This is a genomic window from Pseudoduganella sp. jia 9 (assembly GCF_055502615.1).
Window position 1 is genome coordinate 45,552 of sequence record NZ_JBUPWE010000017.1, and the last position, 21,568, is coordinate 67,119.

Sequence of the window (21,568 nt, forward strand, 5' to 3'; positions counted from 1 at the left end):
GCATCCAACACCCCTGCCCCCACCCCACCCCGCTCCAAATAGATTGCCTTTATTGCAGGTACGAATCATGCTTGATGCATCTCATACCGCGCCCCTTTCGAAAGGCACTCCCGCATGGCTATCCGTATCGCGCTGCACCACAAGACCAGTTACCGCTATGACCGCCTGGTCAGCCTGTCCCCCCATGAAGTGCGCCTGCGTCCGGCGCCGCACGCGCGCACGCCGATCCTGTCGTATTCGCTGTCGGTCACGCCGCAGGAACACTTCATCAACTGGCAGCAGGACCCGTACGGCAACTACATCGGCCGCTTTGTCTTCCCCGAAAAATCGGACACGCTCGACTTCACGGTCGACCTGGTGGCCGACATGACCGTCATCAATCCGTTCGACTTCTTTGTCGAGAAGTATGCGGAGACTTTCCCGTTCGCCTACCCGCCGCAGCTGACGGCCGAACTGAGCGCCTACCTGCAGACGGAACCTTCCAGCCCGCTGGTAATGGAATGGGTGACCGCGGCACGCCGCGACCTGCTGGCCAAGCCGATGGGCACCAACGACTTCCTGGTCGCCGTCAACCAGCGCCTGCAGCGCGACATCGCCTACCTGCTGCGCATGGAGCCCGGCGTGCAGGCGCCGGATGAAACGCTGCAGAAGCGTTCCGGCTCGTGCCGCGACACCGGCTGGCTGCTGGTGCAGATCCTGCGCGAGATGGGCCTGGCGGCACGCTTCGTGTCCGGCTACCTGATCCAGCTGCGCGCCGACCAGGAAGCACTCGACGGCCCAAGCGGCACCGACGTCGATTTCACGGACCTGCACGCGTGGACCGAGGTGTACATCCCCGGCGCCGGCTGGATCGGGCTCGACCCCACCTCCGGCATGCTGGCCAGCGAAGGCCACATTCCGCTGGCCTGTACCGCCCTGCCCTCGTCGGCGGCGCCGGTTTCCGGCTTCACGGACAAGGCCGAAGTCACGTTCTTCCACGAGATGACGGTCACGCGCATCCACGAAGACCCGCGCGTGACAAAACCGTACACGGAAGCGGACTGGCAGAAGATCGACCGCCTCGGCCAGCAGGTCGATGCGGACCTGAAGGCCCAGGACGTGCGCCTGACCCAGGGCGGCGAGCCGACCTTCGTGTCGATCGACGACATGGACGGCCCCGAATGGAACACCCAGGCCCACGGCGACAAGAAGCGCGAGCTGGCGGGCAATCTGATGCACCGGTTGAAAAACCACTTTGCGCCGGGCGGCATGCTGCACTACGGCCAGGGCAAGTGGTACCCGGGCGAACCGCTGCCGCGCTGGGCCCTGAATATCTACTGGCGCATCGACGGCCAGCCGATGTGGCTCGACGCCTCGCTGTTCTCGGATGAACACATCGACGACGGCTATGGCCCCGACGATGCCGGCCGTTTCACGACAGAGCTGGTGAAATCGCTCGCCCTGCCCTCCAACAGCGCCATCCCGGCCTACGAGGACGTGCTGCTGCAGGCACAGCGCGAGCAGGCGCTGCCGCGCAATCTCGATCCGCTGGACGCCGACCTCACCGCGCCGGAAGAACGCCGCCGCCTGGCCCGCCTGCTCGAACGCGGCCTGGGCGAGGTGGCCGGCTACGTGCTGCCGCTGAAGGCCAAGGACTACGATCCGGCCATGATCGGCACCGTCTGGCAAACGTCGCCGTGGCCGATCCGGCGCGAGAACCTGTACCTGATCGAAGGCGATTCGCCGATCGGCCTGCGGCTGCCGCTGGCCACGCTGCCATGGGTGCTGCCGGAAGAACGCGAGGACGAATACGACGTCGACCCGTTCGCGCCACGCGCCGCGCTGCCGGTCGAGGAACGCAAGAAGGAAAAGGAGAAGCGTCCGATCCTGGGCCTGGCCGCGGGCAAGGCTCCTACTGACAAAGCGGCGGACAAGGCGCGCAGGCCGGTCGTCGAACCGATCCGGCCACCCCGGCCGGCCGAACCGGCATCGCGCGACGTGATCCACACCGCGCTGTGCGTCGAAGTGCGTGCCGGCCGGCTGTACGTGTTCATGCCGCCGCTGAAACGCATCGAGGATTACCTGGCGCTGGTGAGCGCCGTCGAACGCACCGCGGCCAAGCTGGCGATGAAGCTGCGCATCGAAGGCTACGCGCCGCCGCGCGACCCGCGCATAAAACTACTCAGCGTGACGCCCGATCCCGGCGTGATCGAGGTGAACATCCATCCGGCGGCCAGCTGGAACGAGCTGGTTTATAACGTGTCGACGCTGTACCAGGAAGCCCGCCTGACCCGGCTGGGCACCGAGAAATTCATGCTCGACGGCCGGCACACCGGCACCGGCGGCGGCAACCACGCGACGCTGGGCGGCGCCACCGCCGAAGACAGCCCGATGCTGCGCCGCCCGGACCTGCTGAAAAGCCTGATCACCTACTGGCAGAACCACCCGGCCCTGTCGTACCTGTTCTCGGGCACGTTCATCGGGCCGACCAGCCAGGCGCCGCGCGTGGACGAAGCGCGCGACGACAACCTGTACGAACTGGCGATCGCCTTCCAGCAGATGGACCAGGTGCTGCCGACGCTGCACGAAGGCGACAAGCCGTGGATCGTCGACCGCCTGCTGCGCAACCTGCTGGTGGACCTGACGGGCAACACGCACCGCTCGGAATTCTCGATCGACAAACTGTATTCGCCGGACGGCCCCACCGGCCGCCTGGGCCTGGTGGAATTCCGCGCCTTCGAGATGCCGCCGCACGAGCGCATGAGCCTCCTGCAGATGCTGCTGCTGCGCGCCCTGGTCGCGCGCTTCTGGCGCCAGCCCTACCAGGCCAAGCTGGTGAACTGGGGCGTGGCCCTGCACGACCGCTGGATGCTGCCGCATTTCGTCGCCCAGGACATCCGCGACGTGGCCCGCGACCTGCGCGCGCACGGCTACGAATTCGAGGACCACTGGTTCGAGCCGTTCATCGAGTTCCGCTTCCCCCGCTTCGGCACTGTTGTTTATGAGGGCGTGGAAATGGAACTGCGCCAGGCGATCGAGCCGTGGAACGTGCTGGGCGAGGAAGTCAGCGCCGGTGGCACCGCGCGCTATGTCGATTCGTCGGTGGAGCGGATGCAGCTGCTGGTGCGCGGGCTGACCAACGGCCGCCACGTCATCGCCTGCAACGGCCGCATGCTGCCGCTGCACCCTACCGGCATTCCGGGCGAATACGTGGCCGGCGTGCGCTTCCGCGCGTGGAGCCCGTGGTCGGCGCTGCACCCGACCATCCGTGTGCAGGCGCCGCTCACCTTCGACCTGGTCGACACCTGGAGCGGGCGCGCCATCGGCGGCTGCACGTACCACGTGGTGCATCCGGGCGGGCGCAACGAAGTGGGCTCGCCGGTCAACGCCAACGCCGCCGAGGCACGCCGTTTCGCGCGCTTCTGGCCGCACGGGCACACGCCGGGCCCGATGACTGTGCGAAAAGAGGAACGGAATCCGAGCTTCCCGATGACATTGGATTTGCGCTGGCAGGCAGATTGATCTACTGTTTAAGTTCCTGATGGAAAGAATAGCTGCCGTGCGACATGTCCAATAATCTACTTGAGTCTTACCTTTCCGCGCCCGATGGTTTCGATGAAATGCTCGACGCGGCCAAGGTGCCGCGCGCGCACTGGCGCGCCATGCTCGACAGCCTGGAGCACGAACCGCCAGACATGATGCGCCAGCGCCACGAGATGGTGCAGCGCCAGGTGCGTGAAAACGGCGTGACGTACAACGTGCGCGCCGACGCCGACGGCATGCAGCGTCCATGGGACCTGAACGTGCTGCCCCTGATCCTGCCGCACGAGGAATGGAGCGGCATCGAGGCGGCGGTGATCCAGCGCGCCCGGCTGCTCAATAAAATCCTCGGCGACGTCTACGGCCCGCAGGAGATGCTGCGTGAAGGCCTGCTGCCGCCGGCACTGGTGCACGGCCACGCCGGCTTCCTGCGCCCCTGCCACGGCATGGGCCACCACGACGACATCGCCCTGCACTTCTACGCGGTGGACCTGGCGCGCGCGCCGGATGGCCGCTGGTGGGTGCTGGCCGACCGCACGCAGGCGCCATCGGGCGCCGGCTATGCGCTGGAAAACCGCGCCATCATCTCGCCCACCTTCCCCGACCTGCTGCGCGAACTGAAAGTGCAGCCGCTGGCCGGCTTCTTCCGCACCATGCGCGACAGCCTGGTGCACTGGGGCCGCCTGTGCGCGGCCAACGGCGATTCCCCGGCACCGCTGCGCGATGGCGAAATGCCGCTGATCGTGCTGCTGACGCCGGGCCCGCGCACCGAGAGCTACTACGAGCAGGCCTACCTGGCTCGCCATCTCGGCCTGCCGCTGGTGGAAGGCAGCGACCTCACCGTGCGCGACGGCGTGGTCTTTTTAAAAACCCTGGCAGGCCTGCACCGGGTGCACGTGATCATCCGCCGCGTCGACGACGAATCGTGCGACCCGCTGGAACTGTGCAGCTCGATGCTGGGTGTGGCGGGACTGACACAGGCGGCCCGGCGCGGCAATGTGCTGGTGTCGAACAGCCTGGGCTCCAGCCTGCTCGAATCGGGCGCCCTGCTCGGCTTCCTGCCGGCGCTGTCGCGGCGGCTGCTTGGAGAACCGCTGAAGATGCCATCCGTCGCCACCTGGTGGTGCGGCGAACCGGCCGCGCTGGAAGCGGTGATCGGCAAGCTGGATCGGCTGATCATCAAACCGAGCTTTTCGCAGCTGCCGCCGACCACTGTGTTTGGCCAGGACCTCACCGGCGATGCACGCGCGGCGCTGATCGCCAGGCTGCGCGCCAACCCGAACAACTACATCGCCCAGGAACTGGTGCAGCTGTCGCGGGCACCGGTATGGAAACCCGGCGCGGAACCCGGCCTGCAGGCGCGCGCCATCGGCCTGCGCGTGTTTGCCTGCGCCACGCCGAACGGTTATGTCGTCATGCCGGGCGGCCTGACCCGCGTGGCCACCGGCCCGGATGCGCGCGTGCTGACGATGAAGATGGGCGGCGCCAGCAAGGACACCTGGGTGCAGGCGCGCGCCCGGGTGGCAGTACCGCGCCTGCAGAAGCGCAGCATCACCGCCAAGGACCTGGTGCGCGAAGACAGCAACCTTTCGAGCCGTGTGGCGGAAAACCTGCTGTGGTTCGGCCGCTATGCGGAACGCTGCGACAACATCGCCCGCCTGCTGCGGGTGGCGCTCAACTTCCTGTTCAACGTGCGCTTCGACCAGCGCGGCGCGGAATGGCCGACCGTCGAGGCGCTGTGCATCTATTTTCAGCTGATCGATGGCGAAAAGCGGCCGGTTGCCGGACAGGCGGTTCAAATGCAGAGCCAGACTTCCGGCCAGGGTGGCCAATCGCAAAGCCAGAGCCAGGCGGGTGCCATCTTCACCGATGCCGAACTCGAATCGGCCCTGCTGCTGGCGGTGGTATCGCCCAACGTACCCGGGCTGGCCCGCCAGCAGCAGCACCTGGTGCGCATCGCCGGCCAGCTGCACGAGCGCTTCTCGGTCGACAACTGGCGCGCGCTGAACCGCATGGTGCAGCCCACCGCCCCGCCGGGCGAGCGGCCGTCGCAGTCGGAAGCGATGACGATCCTCGACGACGCCGCCTCCTCGCTGATGACGCTGGCCGGCTTCGCGCTCGACGGCATGACGCGCGACCTCGGCTGGCGCTTCATGTCGATCGGCCGCCGCCTGGAGCGGCTGCAGTTCCAGAGCGTGGTGCTGCAGCGCGCGCTGGCGATGGACGAGAACGGCAACCTGGAATGGCTGCTCGAGCTGTCCGACAGCATCATCACTTATCGGGCCCGCTACCGCGCCCAGCCCGAGTGGCTGCCGGTGCTCGACCTGCTGCTGCGCGACGGCACGAATCCGCGCTCGATCCTGTTCCAGATGGACGGCATCCTGGGCGCTCTTCGGAAAATCGCGCTGACCCATGGGCCTTGCGGCGTGGAGTTGCTGGCGCCGTTGCGGGAGGAAGTGCTGGCACTGGAGCCGGATGCCGATCTCAATTACAGCAATGCGCATCTGAGCGACCTGCTGAATCGGATACAGGTGGCCAGTGCGGCGTTGTCGGAGCAGATCAGTGTGCAGTTCTTCAGTTATACGGATGGGCAGCAGAGGAGCCGGAGATCATGAGTTCTCTTTTTTCTTCGGCTGAGGTGTGCGCCCGTTACCGGGTGGTGCATGAGACGCGGTATCGGTATCAGAGCACGGTGACGTTATCGCAGCAGTATCTGCATTTGACACCGCGCTCTTTTCCGTTCCAGCAGACCGAGTCGCATCAGATCTGGCTGGACCGGGCCGTCGACGATGCGCGCGATGGGACCGATTATTTTGGCAACTGTACGCGGCATGTTTCGCTGACGGTGCCGCATGACAGTTTGCTGGTGCATGCCGAGTCGACTGTTGCGCTGTTTGCGCGGCCTACCCTGGCGGATATTGGTGGCACGCTGCCGTGGGAAGGGACGCGGGACATGATGGCCAAGGAGAAGAGTGCCGCGACCCTGGAGGCATGCCGGTATCTGTATGCGTCGCCGCATGTTTATTCGTTTCCGGAGCTGGAGGCGTATGCGCGGGAGAGCTATACGCCTTGCCGGCCGCAGCTGGATGCGGCGCTGGAATTGACGCATCGGATTTTCGAGGATTTCGATTTCGATGCGCGGGCGACGGAGATTTCAACGCCTTTGGAGCAGGTGCTAAGGGGGCGGCGTGGGGTTTGCCAGGATTTTGCTCAGCTGATGATTGGCTGCTTGCGCAGCCTTGGGCTGCCGGCTCGGTATATCAGTGGGTATATCTTGACGCATCCGCCGGAGGGGAAGCCACGGTTGGTGGGGGCGGATGCTTCGCATGCCTGGGTGTCGGTGTTTTGCCCTTCCATCGGCTGGGTGGATTTTGATCCGACCAACCGCTGCCTTGTGGGGCATGAGCACATCACCCTCGGCTGGGGGCGGGATTTTAGTGATGTGACGCCGATGCGGGGGATTGTGTTGGGGGGTGGGGGGCAGGTGTTGGATGTGGAGGTGACGGTGACGCCGTTGGAGAAAATAAGAGAGGGTTGAAAAAGACTGCGTATGGAAGTGTCGGTCACAATCCGCAAAAGCGGGTCACGCTCGGCTACCGGCGCGGCCCTGAGCCGATAGAGGATTCGCCGAGAGTATCGAATCCTCGGACGCTATCGGGGTTACAGAACAAGCCAGGATGAAGCCGCCAAAAAACCGAGGCGATTCAGTGCAAGCAAACGCGCATGTCCTGCCCTGAGCCTTGGAGATACGTAACGCTACAGATCGATGATTTTGCCCAGCAGCGCTGGGAAACGCGCCATTGCTCGCCTTCGCACACGATCGAACAGGTCTTGACATTATTGCGGGTGATCATGCCGATGCGCTGGCGCAGGTATTTTTCGGTGAAGCCAACCGTGTCGCTCACCTGGAAATCATTGGGGCGAAACACGGGGCGGCGGCGCGGCCGGCGCCTGCTCAGGACTCTGGGCAGGATCGGGCACGATGGCCGGATTAGGCAGCTCCCAGCGCGCGCCCTTGGCAAGTCCTGCAGTGTTACGGTTGTGTCCAGCTGCTGAATGCGGCCGGGCACGAGAATGCCCAAGCGGTACTCGAATACCATCACCTGCGCGCCGAGTTGCAGGCGGCAGCAAATGTCGAGGATCCAGCGCGAGTCGTCCAGTAACCGGCTAGAGCCACGCTCAGTTCATACACGTCGATACTGGGAGCGTTGCGGAGAGTGTCGAAAAGTCGGGAGTCTGTCGCAGCAGTGTAACTTTGCGCGAAATGGCTTCGTCGGAAAATGTCAGCTGGCCATCAGCTTGGGGACCTATTGAAGGAATCCAACCCATTCACCATTCGCGAAAGCTGGGCCGCTCGGCCACGAGCGCGGCACATGCACGGCGGACTGGATAAGTCCAGGGAGAACAAAAAGTAAGCGTCGGCTCAGCACCGTCTTGATGCATCAGATGGGAAGCGAGATGATGCGTGCCACACCGCTGGGAAGCGGAGTTCAGCCGGCCAGCTTGGCGGCACAGTTCCAGGGCAGGAAATCGTCGACGCGGTTCACAGGATGATCGGCGATATGTGTCAGCACGTGGCGCAACCAGGCTTCGGGGTCGCTTCCGTTCAGCTTGGCCGTTCCGGTTAGCCCGTACATGGCGGCAGCGCGTTCGCCACCGCTGTCGGCTCCGGCAAACAGATAGTTTCGCCGTCCTAGTGTGATGCCGCGTAGCGCACGTTCGGCGGCCGAGTTGTCGATCTCGATGCGGCCGTTGTCGGCATAGCGGGTCAGCGCCGGCCATAGCTTGAGGGCGTACAGGATTGCCGCCGCTGTATCGGATTTGCGTGACAGCGTGGCGAGCGTCGCATGCAGCCAGCGCTTCAGGTCATCTATCAGCGGTTTCGCTTGCTGCTGACGTGCAGCACGACGTTCATCTGGCGGCTTACCGCGGATGGATTCTTCGATGCCATACAGTTTACCGATTCGGCGCAGTGCCTCGGTGGTCAGCGGTGTCGGGCGGGCCTCATGCAGATCATAAAATTTGCGCCGGGCGTGCGCCCAGCAGGCTGCTTCGACTACGCGGCCGGTTTCGTAGACGGCATTGAAGCCGGCGTAGGCATCAGCCTGCAGCACGCCATTGAAGCTGGTTAAATGCGCTTGTGGATGTTCGCCCTTGCGGTCCGGCGAGTACGCAAACCATACCGCTGGTGGCGTTGCGTCACCGCTGGCACGGTCATCGCGCACGTAAGTCCACAGGCGTGCCGTGCGCGTTTTGCCCTTACCTGGTGCCAGCACTGGCAGCGGTGTATCGTCGGCATGCAGCTTCGTGCTAGCAAAAACATGGCGTTCGAGCGCGTCAGTGTCTAGACGGTGCTGGCTCTACGCTTACAACAAAAAGCCCCTTGCGGCGCGTCGTTCAACATCTTCCATTTAGTTGGGGTTGGCCCGTCTTTAAATCAAACCTGAGAGAGCATAAATACCCTCCAGCATGTAGCCTCGTGCCAGTAAAAAATGCCATGCCGAAGGCCTAACTTCCAATCGCACGTCCCCACTTGTGGGTAGATTTGTAGGTTGACCTCTAAAAAAGAAGGAAAAAACAAAAACCTTTGAAAATAGAAGGTTTTCTGCAAATACTTGGCGGAGAGGGTGTCCACACCACTCTCCTATGAGAACGCGCCGCGCCGCCAACCTGCCTTTTTATCTGCATGTCATACAGGACTATTTGAGCAGCCGTTGTTCTGCACTGGACAGTGCGCTTTCTAGCGGGGCAAGCGAGCAAAATCGATACTCCATGCTGCGACTATGAGAGACCGTGGCCGACTGGCTGGGCGTCACTGCTCGAGCGCCTGTACTCAGTGGCCCTCCCACGTTGCCTGACAGCTGGGCCAGCGCGTACCGAATTCGATGCTTGGATTTAGCAGCTACTGCGGCGCTGCGCTACGAACTAGCCCCCGTCAAGACCGTCAAAGCCTACGTAGCCTGCGAGGTCAAGATCGAGCGCAAACGCTTCAGCGTGCACCGATATACGCTCCTGTAGAACGGTCAGGATGAACTGGATTGTGGCAACACTGGAAGTTCACGTAATGCGCATATCGCCGATCATCCGGTGAATTGCGGTTCCCCATCCAGCTCGTCGGTAGCAAAAATTCATCAGCATTTGGGGCATTAGCTTGGTATTAAGGCAAACGTTCCCAGACTCTTGCGCAAGCAGCAGATGCGCTAGTTGTCAGCATTCGAGCGTGACGCTAGCTTTTTAGAAAGAAAAGGTACCAAGGCAATGTCGCTCCTTGCTAGAATGCAGCATCTGCTGTGCCGACATTGGCCAGTACCTAAATATATGAAATACATAGAATTATTTGCCGGATGCGGTGGCCTATCCCTTGGCCTCCGTGCATCTGGCGGCAAAATGCTTCTCGCAAACGAGTTGTCGCCAATGGCTGCCGAGACATTCGCGTACAACCTCCTTGGGGAAGACCTACGCAACTTGGCGGATAGGAAGATACAGGCTCCAGCGGGCCTGAAGACAAAGTGGTTGAGCACGGAATTCGGACCGGGCGATCTTGCCTCTCGCCTACGGGAGAACCCGCAAGGGTATCCGCCACTAGCAGAGCGTAGCTGCGACCTGCAAGGCGACGGAACAGGCCTTGAGGGCTCGCTTGTAGTCGGTAATGTAGCCCATCTCAACACCTGGCTTAGGAATCCCCTCAACCGAGGTGCACTCGCAAGGCTGAAGGACGGCTTCGGGCACGGGAACGTCGATCTCGTATCCGGTGGTCCGCCCTGCCAGAGCTTTAGCATGGCTGGCATGCGCGAGTATTCCAACTCGCGCAACGTGCTGCCTTGGGAATTTGCCAAGTTCGTGGAACTCGTCCAACCCAAGTTTGCACTGCTCGAAAACGTTACGGGCATCCTCAGGCCTTTCAAGGTGGACGGGAAGAAGGTCTTTGCGTGGCTCGAGGTGGCAAAGGCCTTCGCGCAGGTAGGGTTGGGAAGCGATGGCGATCCTGCCGATCCAGCCCATGGCTACGTGCCCCTCTGCCTCCATGTCAATGCGAAGCATGCAGGCGTAGCCCAGAATCGCACGAGGTTTGTGATGCTGTCGTTCCGGCGAGACGTATTCGATCGTCTCAAGGGTCTGTTACACGGAAAAGACCGGGAGCTCCTGCTTTCTTCCGAGTCCTTCTTCGACAAGGCAAGGGCTGGACTCGACGTGGAAGAGGATGACCTGCCTGTACACGATGCGACAAAGAACCAGCAACTTTTTCAAGGAACATTACTTGGGCGGCTCGTGGCCTGGGCCAAACCACCTTCAGCAGAGGAGGCCATCGGCGACCTGCGCATGTCCGGGACGGACCGGTCGGACTACGCTAAACGGCTAGACGACTTGCTCGGCCGCTGGGTAAGTAAGCACACAGAAATGCCGGCTGGGCGCCATGCAGTGAATAACCACGTCTCGCGCACGCATGGATTTGAGGTCCAATGCAGGTTCAGGATCTACCAAGTACTAAGCCAGGTATCCGCGGAAGCTGCAATCTCCGCGCGCAGGGTTCTCAAAGGGAAAGCAACCGGTATCGACAACAAGGCATGGGACGAGCTGCAGCACGGTACCTTCTACATGACCGAGGGTATGCCGTTCTACGCTTTCCAGCACAAATCCGCCCTTGAGCAATTCCTTATCCAACACCGTACGGGAAAGCGGTCCCAGCAAGCGTTGGTACGGAGCGAGCCTGCGCCTGCCGCGCTCTCGATACCCGACGACGTATGTCACTTCCACGACGAGCTGGATGGGTTACGTACGCTATCAGTTCGGGAAATGGCACGAATCCAATCCTTCCCGGACAACTTTGTTTTTCGCTCGAAGGCTACGACTGGTGGCGCCGCAAGGAAGTATCAGGTACCGCAGTACACACAGGTAGGCAATGCTGTCCCGCCCCTGCTAGGCCGGGCACTGGGGGAAATCGTACATGACCTGTTACGGCTGTACGAGCAAGGATCTCCGTCGGTCTCGGATACGCAGTTCCAAGATGCAGCATAGCAGGATGCACGAAACGTGACTGACTGGCACAGGGACTTTGCCGCTATGCCTACGATGCGTGCAGGACTGCCCTGTACGAGCTAGCAGGAAAGTCATCTGGCCTGATAACGAAGAAGTTCGCTGGCATCCTGGTACGCATGGCCATCTCCCGGCACCCGACGTCGAACGCCTTGATGTTCTTGCCGATTGCTACGTCGGGCCATGCTTGCTCGGGAATTCCGTCAACACGACATGCAGTTCCGGCGGCCCGTTGGATTATCACCGAAACCATCGCACCCGATGCTTCCCTTGCGACCACGGTTCCTGCGAGGTCATAGCCACGATATGCTGGCAGCGTTCCTCCAGCCTCCCACAACCTCGAAGCGTATGCCGTACAAGATACGCGGTACGCGCAGCCCGCGCAGTGGCTTCCAGTAATGGCCAGGGCCGCCGGTACGTGTTGCAGGCCTCGCGGCAACCGCTGCGTGACCGAGGCGACGGCAGACAGTGCCCTGTGACGAAGCCCATCATCGACTTCTACTTCCAGTACGCCGCTGGGCGTTGCCAATTCCAAGACGACCTGCGCAGCCGGCATTTTCTGCTCGACGAGCAACGCATATGCAGCAAGTTGCAGGATATACCGGTCGAGCACGCTAGCATCGGCACCAACCCGCGACGACTTAAAGTCGATCACGTGGAAGCTACCGTCCGCTGCCCTGTACACTAGGTCGGCCCGTCCAGCGAGGTCGAGGCCCACGTCCTCGATCCACACCTCACTACCCAGAGGTGGAAGCCCGTCAGGGCGCGGGACATCGAGACGCTTGCGCGGCGGCCGCACACCTTGCGTGCCATACCGTGTAAGGAGCCGCGCGATGAACTGGCACGCACCTATGATCTCGCTACGCTTGAATATGGCGTGCAAACCGTGCAGTTCGAAGGCATGCCTGGCGAGTTCCCCACCCTTGCCGCTCGCCAGGCCAGCCTCTAGAAGGGTGCAGAGGCCCCGCTTGAGCACCAATCCTCCTGCCGTCTCCCTCCCCTGCCATGCCTCCACCAAATCGTGTACTGCCACCCCCTTCACCGCCGCCGGCCCGCTTGGCAACACATGCACGGGCGGACGCTCGGTCTCGTAGAGATAGCGCAATGGACATAGTGCATGCGTGCCAAGCTTCGACGGGGAGATCGGCCTGGTCCTGGCTAGCAGCGCCTCATACTGTGTCACTCTTGGCCCGATCTCTTCTTCAAGGAGGACAGGACGTGGCCCATGCGACGCGACAAGTCGAAGGTATTTATAAGTTCCAGCGAATCTACCTCGAGGCCAAACTCCTCCAGTCCAGGATATCGATCGTAGACCGCCTCCTCGTCCCAAAGGGGATGGACCACCGCAGCCCACTTGCCCTTTCCGATTTCCACTAGCGGGATATGGCCGCGCATCTCAAGCCTGCCCGAGACAAGGCGGCTAGCCTCCTCTGCAAGGCCCCTCGCGAGCGTTGGCCACGTCTCGACACCCGGAGCGGAGAACTGCCCGTCTAGCCCAGCGACGTAGTCAGGGTCGAGCAGCAACTGGATGACGTCGAGGCCGAGCCGCCAGTCAAGCAAGCCATGGTAGGCTTGGTTACCATACCGGTGCAGGCACTTGTAGCACCCGGCCGTGCAGGTCCTTGCATGATCACGCTCGAGCATGTCCAGCAACGGCGAAGCGCTGCGGTCTGATACCAACCTACGCATCACGTCGACCACCAATGGCATGCCTCCCGCGTCCTGGCCCAGCCTGTTGCAGAGGCCCGATCCGTTGATAAGTTCGTCCGCCACCTGCAGTACTGGCAGGAATGAGCCGTCCGCAGCAAGCCTGGGCCACGGTTCAAGGATCTCGAACTCCTCAGGGTCGACGTCCAGTAACTCGCGCGATGCATGATTCACCACGAGGAAGCATGCGGATAGTGCACCTGCGCGGAATGCAGGCGTCAGCCGGCGCTCGCCGTCTCCTCCCGGTAGGATGGCCATGATACCCTTGGGCAGCGACTGGGGTACCAGCACTATCGACTCGGTAACCTTCGGCGAACAAAGGTAGAAGCCGTGGACCGGGGCTTGCTCACCATCCTTGAAGCGATGAACCAGTTTGGGCTTGGCAATATCGAGCTCGAATGCCTTCTCTTCCAGCCAGATGTCATTTACCCATGTGCTCCTCTCCTTGCCTCCATGCCAGAATGGTGCTTTGAGATGGCCATTCCGCGCGCTAAAGCCTGTCCACTCCCCTTCGCTATTGCCCCCCTTCGGCTGCCTGAATTCCCCCCTGTTCAGTCGGAACATACGCGACTGGCCACTTAGTCCGATGGCGACATTGCTGCCGGCCAGTGGTACCGCCTCGACATCGGCTGCCTCCGCGATCGACGTCCGGCTCGCCTTCGTCGAAAACTCCTCCCCCGAATCCTCGGCCTTGCCGGCGACCAGCGAAGTCACGAACCCGCGGGGTACGAAGGACCGATAAACAGTGCCACCAGTCAACAGCGACTTGCAAGCCTTGCACGATCCGCCCGGCTCTTGTTCAGCTGTCACGGGCGCCCATGCTCCGCACACCCGGCAGCGGACGAAATTACGCTCTTCGCCAAGGTCCGCGGGAAGCGACTTGAACGAGTATGGTGGCCTGAAGCTCTTCTGCAACATGCTTCCCACGAAACCCGCCGTGAAAAAGCGACGCTTATCCTGGACAAGCATCCGCCCCGGGGCAAACTCCTGAATCGCAACGTCGAGGTCACGGTCCATCGTGCCGAAGGTTATGTCCTGCCCGGTGGCCACTGGCCGGGTGTACAACAAGCGCGTACGTGTCGGCATTCCATACATCGGGAACTTTCCGTGTTCAGCCAATGCCGAGGCGAGTCCCCGGTCGAGCATTGCATCGTCCCGGAGCACGGCCTCGATATCTTCCATAGCTTCTGCAACGCCCATCCGTGCTGCGATCGCTGCTGCGCGCACGACGTCACCACGCGTGCACGACAACAGGAAAGCATCCCGCACCGGAACCTGTCGCGCGAGCTCGTCCCTAACCACAGGAAGCCACTTCGACCTCTCTGTCCTTAGGTCGGAAACCAGGATAAATTCACCGTGGTTATCCGGACGGGACAGAAGTTGGTCCCCCGGCCACGGGCGATGATGAGGCCGAAGTGCACGGAAGACACTGACGAGCCACTGCTTCAAGACCACCCGCCGTACGATTTCCTCGAGGCTTGTGGTCAGGAAGGGCGGCGGAGGTGGGTCGCCGGTGATTTGCGCAGGATGCCGGAAATAGTGCAGGTCATGGCTCTTGCTACGGCAGACTGTAAGAACCGTGGAGAATGCCTGCCCCCTCCGCCCGGCGCGACCAACGCGCTGCTGGTAGTTGAAGCGTTGTGGCGGCATGTTGGCCTGGAAAACGGCACGTAAGTCCCCGATATCCACACCTACCTCCATGGTTGTCGTCACGGAAAGGACATCTACTATCCGGGCCGCACGATCCAGCTCTTCGTCTACCCCCATCTCGGAAAAGCCCGGCGGCAGGATGTCATCCTCGTCGTTCACGAGTATTCCCTTGAACCGGCGCAGCCGCGCCGCAGGATTCAGCGTCATGCCAGTGAGCTCTTCCGCGCGTAGGCGTCGGATACGCACGGAATCCATGACTCGCTTTCCGAGGAAGTTACGGGTTCGCAGTTCGGACGCGCTCGTGTTCGCTGCCATGGGCAGGGGCTCGTAGCAGCGCGTGCAGATGGCGCCCCCGCGATGGAGATGTACCCTGCCACAGTTGGTGCAACGCCAGGCAGCGGCGTCTAAGGCAACCGGTCTATAGGACAACCGCTCGACCAAGATGATGCCGTCGAGGTGGCCAAATTCCCTTAGCCTCTCGATGAATTGCTGGAGCAATTCATCGGGTGTTCCTCCTGCGCGGTCACACCTCGCCGAGGCATACCTGCGCAGGATGTTCTTCTTGGGTACATCTGCCGCACCTGCCCAAGGAGAAAGACGATAGTCATATTTCGAAGGACTGACCCGGTTGGCGTCGGATAGCACGCGCAACAAGCCATCGAACACTGCCATGCCATCCCGTGTCTCACCTACTTTCAACGGGAAGCACGGATAGCCCCATCCCGATTCCTCAACGGCGAAGTAGGTCTTGCTGAATAGGGTCCCGCCAACTAGCATGTGCAGCCCGTCTGCAACTTTCCTCGCAGCACTGGCAAGTTCCGCCTTATAAACCGAACTGCTAGCCCAGGCCCAGCTGCCGCCTTGCCCTAGACTGAACAATTGTTGCCAGGAGAATTCGATCTTCTTTTCTCCGGCCGCTGGCACATCGATGGCCGAGACACCGGCACGGTCGATAGGATGTATGCCGTTGGAGACCAACTCGTACAGGACGGGGCGCAATGTCGCCCCTTGCATCGGCTCGAGTGGCTCCAGTATGCTCGCGACAGGTACGCAATCGGCTGCTACACTGCCCTTCGCCTTCGCGAGTTCGCGCTCCTTCCCGAGTATGTCTTGGAGCTCTGCGTACTGCTCTTCGGTGTGCTCGTCCAAGTCTAGCAAGGCCTTGCGACGCGCCCGCAGTCCAGCAAGCTGCACCGCAGGATCCTCGACCTGACCATTGGCCTCGATTAGCCGGGCAAGCGAACGCACTACTACCTCGCGTCTGGTATCGTCGTGGTGGCCGCCTTCCAGGTCGAGCGCCGCCTTCGCGGCATCCTGGCGGCTATCCGAGAACGACACCAGCCGCTCGTCGGGATTTGTCTTCTGTAGTTCGCCCATCAGTGCACTTGCCAGCAGTTGCGTCGTCTTGGCAAAACCGACCCGGAATCCGCGCACCGGCGACGACTTGCCTCGTCTCTTGCGATACGAGGTGCCGCATGCCGGGCACTGGAATGGCAGCGCAGTTCCGGCATCGCCTATGTCTTGCTGCTTGTGGTTTTCCTCGCCCCTGAACTTGCCAGGGTTGGCAGGTACGACGTAGTGCCACCCTGGGATCGCATCCTCCTGGCATTCGTGCTTGGTATTCGTGTCGATTGAGGCGGTATAGGGGTCATAGTACGCAGGTATCCAGCTGCCTTGCGCGTCGTCGTGCGATATCTCTTCCTGGCCCAACGGCCAGAAGCGGCCAATGGTGGGCATGAAGATCGCGTAGTCGAGCCCCGTGCGACGTTCGACCATATGGACCTTGGCCCGTTCCGGCAGGGCTTCGGTATCGGGGTCGTTCGGAAGGAGTTCTATGCGAGCTGCGCCGGCTTCGGGTGCGGTACGCTTCCCGCCATAGAAAAGCACGCCGCAGCACTCGCAGTAGAGCATGTCCACGCTACGTGTCGCCAGCCCGCCGCCGCCCGGCTCGCTCCCATACCGCGAGCCCGAGTCTACCGAAAGGTCGCCGAACAGCAGCCTAGCCCTGTTCCCTGATGGCATCGAGGTAGGAGCGGGTCGCGGGGCAACGAACAGGCCCTCCAGGGCCCGCAGGAAACCGTGGACCCTGAAACGGGGCGCCTCGGAGCCACCCCCGAAAGCCTGCTCGAACCAATCCTTCCATGAATCGGAACATGACCTTAGCCAGACTAGCAGCTCGACTGCTTCTTCGCCACGCCTGGAAGCCCCGAACAAGCAGCGTGCGATACTGCCCATAGTAGTTGCGCGGGTACCGTTCCCGTCAGCCGTCCGGCAGCCAGTCGCAAGCAAGTATCCAGCCTTCGACACGACCTGTCTCGCTAGCTCTTCCACCGTCCCGCCGCCGGTGGCGACGCCCATGGCGCCTGCAATCGACTCCCAGTGCGCCCGCGAGGGGGCGCCTCCACAATACGTTGCCTGCCCTTCCGCCAGCGCCCGTATGGCGTCCGCGATGTCATCGGCCTCCGGGACGACATGCTCCACCGGAATGGCGGCCTGGCGGCCGGTGACGATAGCACTACTCCAGTCCTCGCGCATGGCTCCGACTGGCAATCCGGCGTCCCCGAAAAGGCCCCATAGATAGTCGAGGCTTTCCTCTCGCCCGGCACCCTCGACCGGCAGCGATGCACTGGAGCACAGGACACGTAGCTTGTGTCTGCTTGCCGGCTTGTCCAGGCCTAGTTCCGAGAGGAGCATGCGCAGCTGGTATGCGACTTCGGTACCGGAAGATCCGCGTTGCAAGTGGAGCTCGTCCAGCACGAGGTAGAAATAGGCATCCGGGTCTGATGCAAGCCATTCACGCGTTTGCCTGAAGATTGGTTCGTCGATCTCGCGTACCAGCATCGTCGCAAGCATGCTAGTGTTCGTGATGAGGATGTCTGGTGGATGGCGCTGCATGTCCCATCGGCTGACGACCTCGTTGGCGCCAGCGCGCGGGAAATTGAACTGCAGGCCATCGTCCTTGTCGCGCTTCCCCTGCTCGACCGCCTCGTCGTATGTCTTGTCGAGCCCTTGCAAGTACGCTCGCAGGCCCTCGATCCGTTCGTCGATCTTCTTACCTTCGTCTATGCGGGGGTGATCCAGCCATCCCGTCACCTTAGTCGCGCTCGTGTAACGGCCAAAGTAGACGCGGTTCCCATGAAAATGCTTGTCCATTGCCTTGTGCGCGACCTCCGAATCGAGCGCCTTGCGCAAGCGTACCATTTGATCTTCGACCAGGGCATTCATTGGATACAAGACGAGTGCCCGCACTGCCTTAGGTCGGGCCTGAGCTTCATGAGGTTCGTCCCGTGCGAAGTTGGGCACGGGAGCGTCCGAGCGCCACCATGGCGCCCATGGCGTCGGCGCACGGCTGGACGGCCAGCCAGTTGCCTCTCTCGCGATCGCTGCAACGATGGGGAGGAGGAAGGACTCCGTCTTGCCTGAGCCGGTACCCGAGGTAACGATGCCTGGAGTGCCGGTCTCGGTCCCCTTGCGGAGCATTTCCAGTTGGTGCTGGTAGAGCGCAAAGCGTCCCTTAGTTGGATCGGCCCCATCAGCAGGCACCAGCCCGGCCAATGCGAGGTCAACGAAAGCCTCGCGCTCGTGAGGCAGGAACCGTGGCAGCCATTCCGCCGCTGGCTTGCCGCCCCTAAGCTGGTCGATCCGGAGATCATGCGTCAAGTAAGATGGCAGCGGCTCGAGCAAGGGTTCGGTGCAGAGCGTGCCCGGCTCCTCCAGCAGCTTGCGCCGTTCCCCTTGAATCTCGTCATCGCCGATCCGGAATGCAGTTTCTAGGTAGGTAATGTAGTAGTCGCGGATCTTATAGAACATCGATACTGGGTCGTTCACGCTCTCATCCCTTCATCCAAGTCGAAAAAACGGCCGAGCGCGCGTGCGCCTGCCCCTGAGATGTAGCGTCCGAGGTCTTCAGCGAGTGGGCTGCCCGGTGTTGATAGCGCCGGCAGCGCGGCATTGCCGTCGACGCGCCCAATCGCAAATGCGGCAAAGCCAAGCATACCGGCGTCGGCGGGTGCGACGTCGAGCAAGCGACACGCATTTGCCATGCAGCTTGCTGCACCTGCGGCGACAGGGCCGACCATGGCAGCAAGTACTTCGGGCAAGGCGTCCCCCCCTCCTGCCAAGGAGTTCCAGAAGTCGGCGTCGACGAAGGTGTGCGGTGGTACTCGGCTGTTGTCCGGCGAGTCGCAGTCAAACCAAGTCGAGTCGGTATCAAACATCGGAATCTCGCATGTCAGCGGAGCCGCCAGGGGGTAGGTAGACTTCCCGCCAACGAAGTCCAGCAAGAATACGAGCGGCGCACGGGGCTGGACGAGCCTTAGTTCGCCATCTTGTCCAAGCCACGACAGCGCGCTATCCTTCGCCCGGCCGGCAGTCGCCGAGAGTAGCTCAGGAAGGTACGACTCCAGGGGAGCCCGGTTTGCCCCGTTCAACTGGACGACGACGGGGTAGCCTGCCGACTGCTGCGCGGATATGAAGTCCCCCAGCCGCATCCCTTGCACTTCGCTACCGACCACGACCGCTGGCGCGTTCATGAGGTCGTGAACGCCGAAGAGGTCTGCGGTTACAGCGACCCGGCACCATACCCCACCACTGATGATCGACGAGAGCATCGCGGCGGCTACCCTATGCCGTGAGCCGGCAAGCAAAACTATCGACTGGCTTGCCGCGGCGGCCATCATCGATTGGACCAAGCGTTGCCCGAGCCCGGAAGCTACGCAGTGCCGCGTAATCGCTACGTTGATATCCTTGGCGCTCATGAGCTGCTTGCCGGACGGTTGGACCGGGCTTGGCGTCGCCTTGGGGACTGCGCGGCCGGATGGCAGTACATCGCCTTCGGCCGCCTTGGTTGCGCTAGCCTGCCCGAGGAAGGCTTTGAAGAGCGCCACGTCCGCAAGCGTCTTCGAGGCATCGGCGGTGGCACGCTCAAATGCCTTCCTCACTTCGCCGGCCAGTTCGCCAGCCTGCTGCCTCTGGTCCTTCCTCATTTGCTGGATGTCCTGTTCCAGAATTTTTTTCTGGGCGCGTAGCTTGTCGATTGCGCCCTGCTCGATATCCCGCTGCTCCTGCATTGCAGCGATGGCACGGGCCTTTTCCTCGGCAATAGCTTGTTGGATCAAGGGAAGTTGCAACACGCCCTCGATGGCGTGATCCAATGCAGCCTTCGAACCAAGCAGCGCATTGAGGTCCGATAAGTCACGTTGCCGTGTGCTACTTAGGTCGGTGCCGCCCTCGATAGAAAGCAACCCGACAAGTTGGTCAACCTGCGCGCGCGTGATGCTCTGCAGGCCATCTACCTTTGCGCGATTCCTGAACAACCTTTTCACGAGCGTTGCTGGCGGACTGCAGTCATATTTGATTCCTGGTGCTGGCAATGGCCCAACCACCAGCTTGCGGCCGCGCCACTCGACCGCCTCGATCGCGTGGTACCCCTGCAGGGGGACGTCGAAATCCACCTGCCGGGGATCCTTGAGTCCCGTCGCGAGCTTCACTAGCAACCCGTCGGCCATTTGGAAAAGGGGATATAAGGCCGGATCGTGGCGATACACATCGAGCAGCCATTCACGCACTTGGTTCGGCTGCGTCGATGGATGGGGCACTTGGACGATTTCGTACACCGGGCGAAGCCACTTGGATACCACGAATTGGGTAGACATGTCGGCTCTACCTTGCTCGACCCGCCATACCGAAAAACCGTCGTAGTCATGGGGATACCCCGGGAGGCTCTTCGGATGCGCAATGGCATCGCCACTGCCAGGGAACAGGTGGGCAGCATCACCCGGCCCAAGGTCGACAAGGGTCCCCTCGTGCAACAACGCCGATATCCGGATAAACGAAGAACCCGCATGGGTGACGTGGGAGCGGAAACCGAGAACCGCGTGGTCGGCAGGATCCCCGACGACAATGCTCGACAGCTTGCTTGCTTGCCTCGTGCTCAGGCCTCCGCGTCCAGGCGAGCCTGCAGCTTTCGCAGCCGCTAGTTCGTCGAGCACTGGAAGCAAGGCCTGATCGGCGGACGATCCATGAGTTACCAGGCAGTCACGCCCTTTTTCTAGCAGGCTGGTATCGGCCCGGACGATCCCAGCCACGCCGAGGAGGAATCCGAGGAAGGGCTGGCCTAGGCCGATTGCATCGTATTCGCCACGTGCAGCGGCCAGCGCGCCATCAACATCCATGCTAGCAGGCAAAGCAGGAACTTCGCTAGTTAGTTGACCACGTGTTGTATCTGGCAATATGCTACCGTCCAGGAATCGCTCCAGCAACGGATGGGGTTCAGGCTGGACGTATTCGCAAAGGATAGCCCTCCAGAAGCGGCTTGCCTGATCCTTAGGCAAAACTGCTACCTCCTCAAGCGACGTGTAATCCTGGAGCATATTGTCGAGGGCTGGTAGCTCGTCGAACCTGCAATTCTCCCGGAACCAGGTACAAATAACATCGCGCTGCTTGCCCTTGAGCCGACTCATGAACCTTATCTGGTCATCGAAATGCCCAGGTACCTTGCTAGGCTTAGCGCCTGCCATGATCAACCTGGCCTTGGTCTTTTCGAATCCAAGCCCGATTTCCTTGCCATGCGCTCCGAAAAGGAACATGCAGTACCGCCTATTGCCAAGGTCCTCATTTAACCTACCGTTCATCTTCTACATCCTGTCCCAAGTGGCAG

At 61.9% G+C, this 21,568-nt stretch carries 8 protein-coding genes and 1 pseudogene; 4 read left to right on the forward strand and 5 right to left on the reverse strand.

Annotated elements, in window-relative coordinates; genetic code table 11:
- Positions 1–114: 114 nt before the first annotated feature.
- From ACY34H_RS22425 to ACY34H_RS22435, 3 genes are read left to right on the forward strand one after another with little or no spacing between them, the layout of a single operon-like run.
- Positions 115–3,501 carry a transglutaminase family protein gene (locus tag ACY34H_RS22425; protein WP_464979685.1) on the forward strand — a complete coding sequence of 1,129 codons (3,387 nt, stop codon included), beginning with the start codon at positions 115–117 and terminating at the stop codon, positions 3,499–3,501.
- A 44-nt stretch (positions 3,502–3,545) separates the two neighbouring features.
- Positions 3,546–6,134 (forward strand): circularly permuted type 2 ATP-grasp protein, encoded by a 2,589-nt coding sequence (locus ACY34H_RS22430; protein ID WP_464979686.1) that lies wholly within the window; start codon positions 3,546–3,548, stop codon positions 6,132–6,134.
- On the forward strand, positions 6,131–7,057 hold the full coding sequence (locus tag ACY34H_RS22435) for a transglutaminase family protein (RefSeq protein ID WP_464979687.1): 927 nt from the start codon (positions 6,131–6,133) through the stop codon (positions 7,055–7,057). Before ACY34H_RS22430 ends, ACY34H_RS22435 begins: the two co-directional genes overlap by 4 nt.
- Before the next feature lie 166 nt (positions 7,058–7,223).
- On the opposite strand, the gene ACY34H_RS22440 is transcribed toward ACY34H_RS22435, so the two are convergent.
- Both ACY34H_RS22440 and tnpC read right to left on the reverse strand, forming a co-directional pair.
- Complete coding sequence (locus ACY34H_RS22440) at positions 7,224–7,424, reverse strand: hypothetical protein (RefSeq protein ID WP_464979688.1); 201 nt, start codon at positions 7,422–7,424, stop codon at positions 7,224–7,226.
- Between the two features lie 585 nt (positions 7,425–8,009).
- A pseudogene (gene tnpC / locus ACY34H_RS22445) lies at positions 8,010–8,855 on the reverse strand (IS66 family transposase); the annotation flags it as partial.
- 982 nt (positions 8,856–9,837) lie between these two features.
- Between tnpC and ACY34H_RS22450 the strand changes: the two are divergent.
- The gene (locus ACY34H_RS22450; RefSeq protein WP_464979689.1) at positions 9,838–11,535 is read left to right on the forward strand and encodes a DNA cytosine methyltransferase; all 1,698 of its coding nucleotides are present in this window, start codon (positions 9,838–9,840) and stop codon (positions 11,533–11,535) included.
- Positions 11,536–11,584: 49 nt separating this feature from the next.
- Here the strand turns inward: ACY34H_RS22450 and ACY34H_RS22455 are convergent, their stop codons facing one another.
- Genes ACY34H_RS22455 through ACY34H_RS22465 form a run of 3 tightly spaced genes read right to left on the reverse strand, consistent with a single transcriptional unit; the run spans position 11,585 to position 21,497 of the window.
- The gene (locus ACY34H_RS22455) at positions 11,585–12,736 is read right to left on the reverse strand and encodes a RecB family exonuclease (RefSeq protein WP_464979690.1); all 1,152 of its coding nucleotides are present in this window, start codon (positions 12,734–12,736) and stop codon (positions 11,585–11,587) included.
- A complete protein-coding gene (locus tag ACY34H_RS22460) occupies positions 12,733–18,738 on the reverse strand; it encodes a DEAD/DEAH box helicase (RefSeq protein ID WP_464979691.1) in 6,006 nt (2,001 codons plus the stop codon). The genes ACY34H_RS22455 and ACY34H_RS22460 overlap by 4 nt, the downstream gene beginning before the upstream one ends.
- On the reverse strand, positions 18,735–21,497 hold the full coding sequence (locus ACY34H_RS22465; protein WP_464979692.1) for a hypothetical protein: 2,763 nt from the start codon (positions 21,495–21,497) through the stop codon (positions 18,735–18,737). The genes ACY34H_RS22460 and ACY34H_RS22465 overlap by 4 nt, the downstream gene beginning before the upstream one ends.
- Positions 21,498–21,568 lie beyond the last annotated feature (71 nt).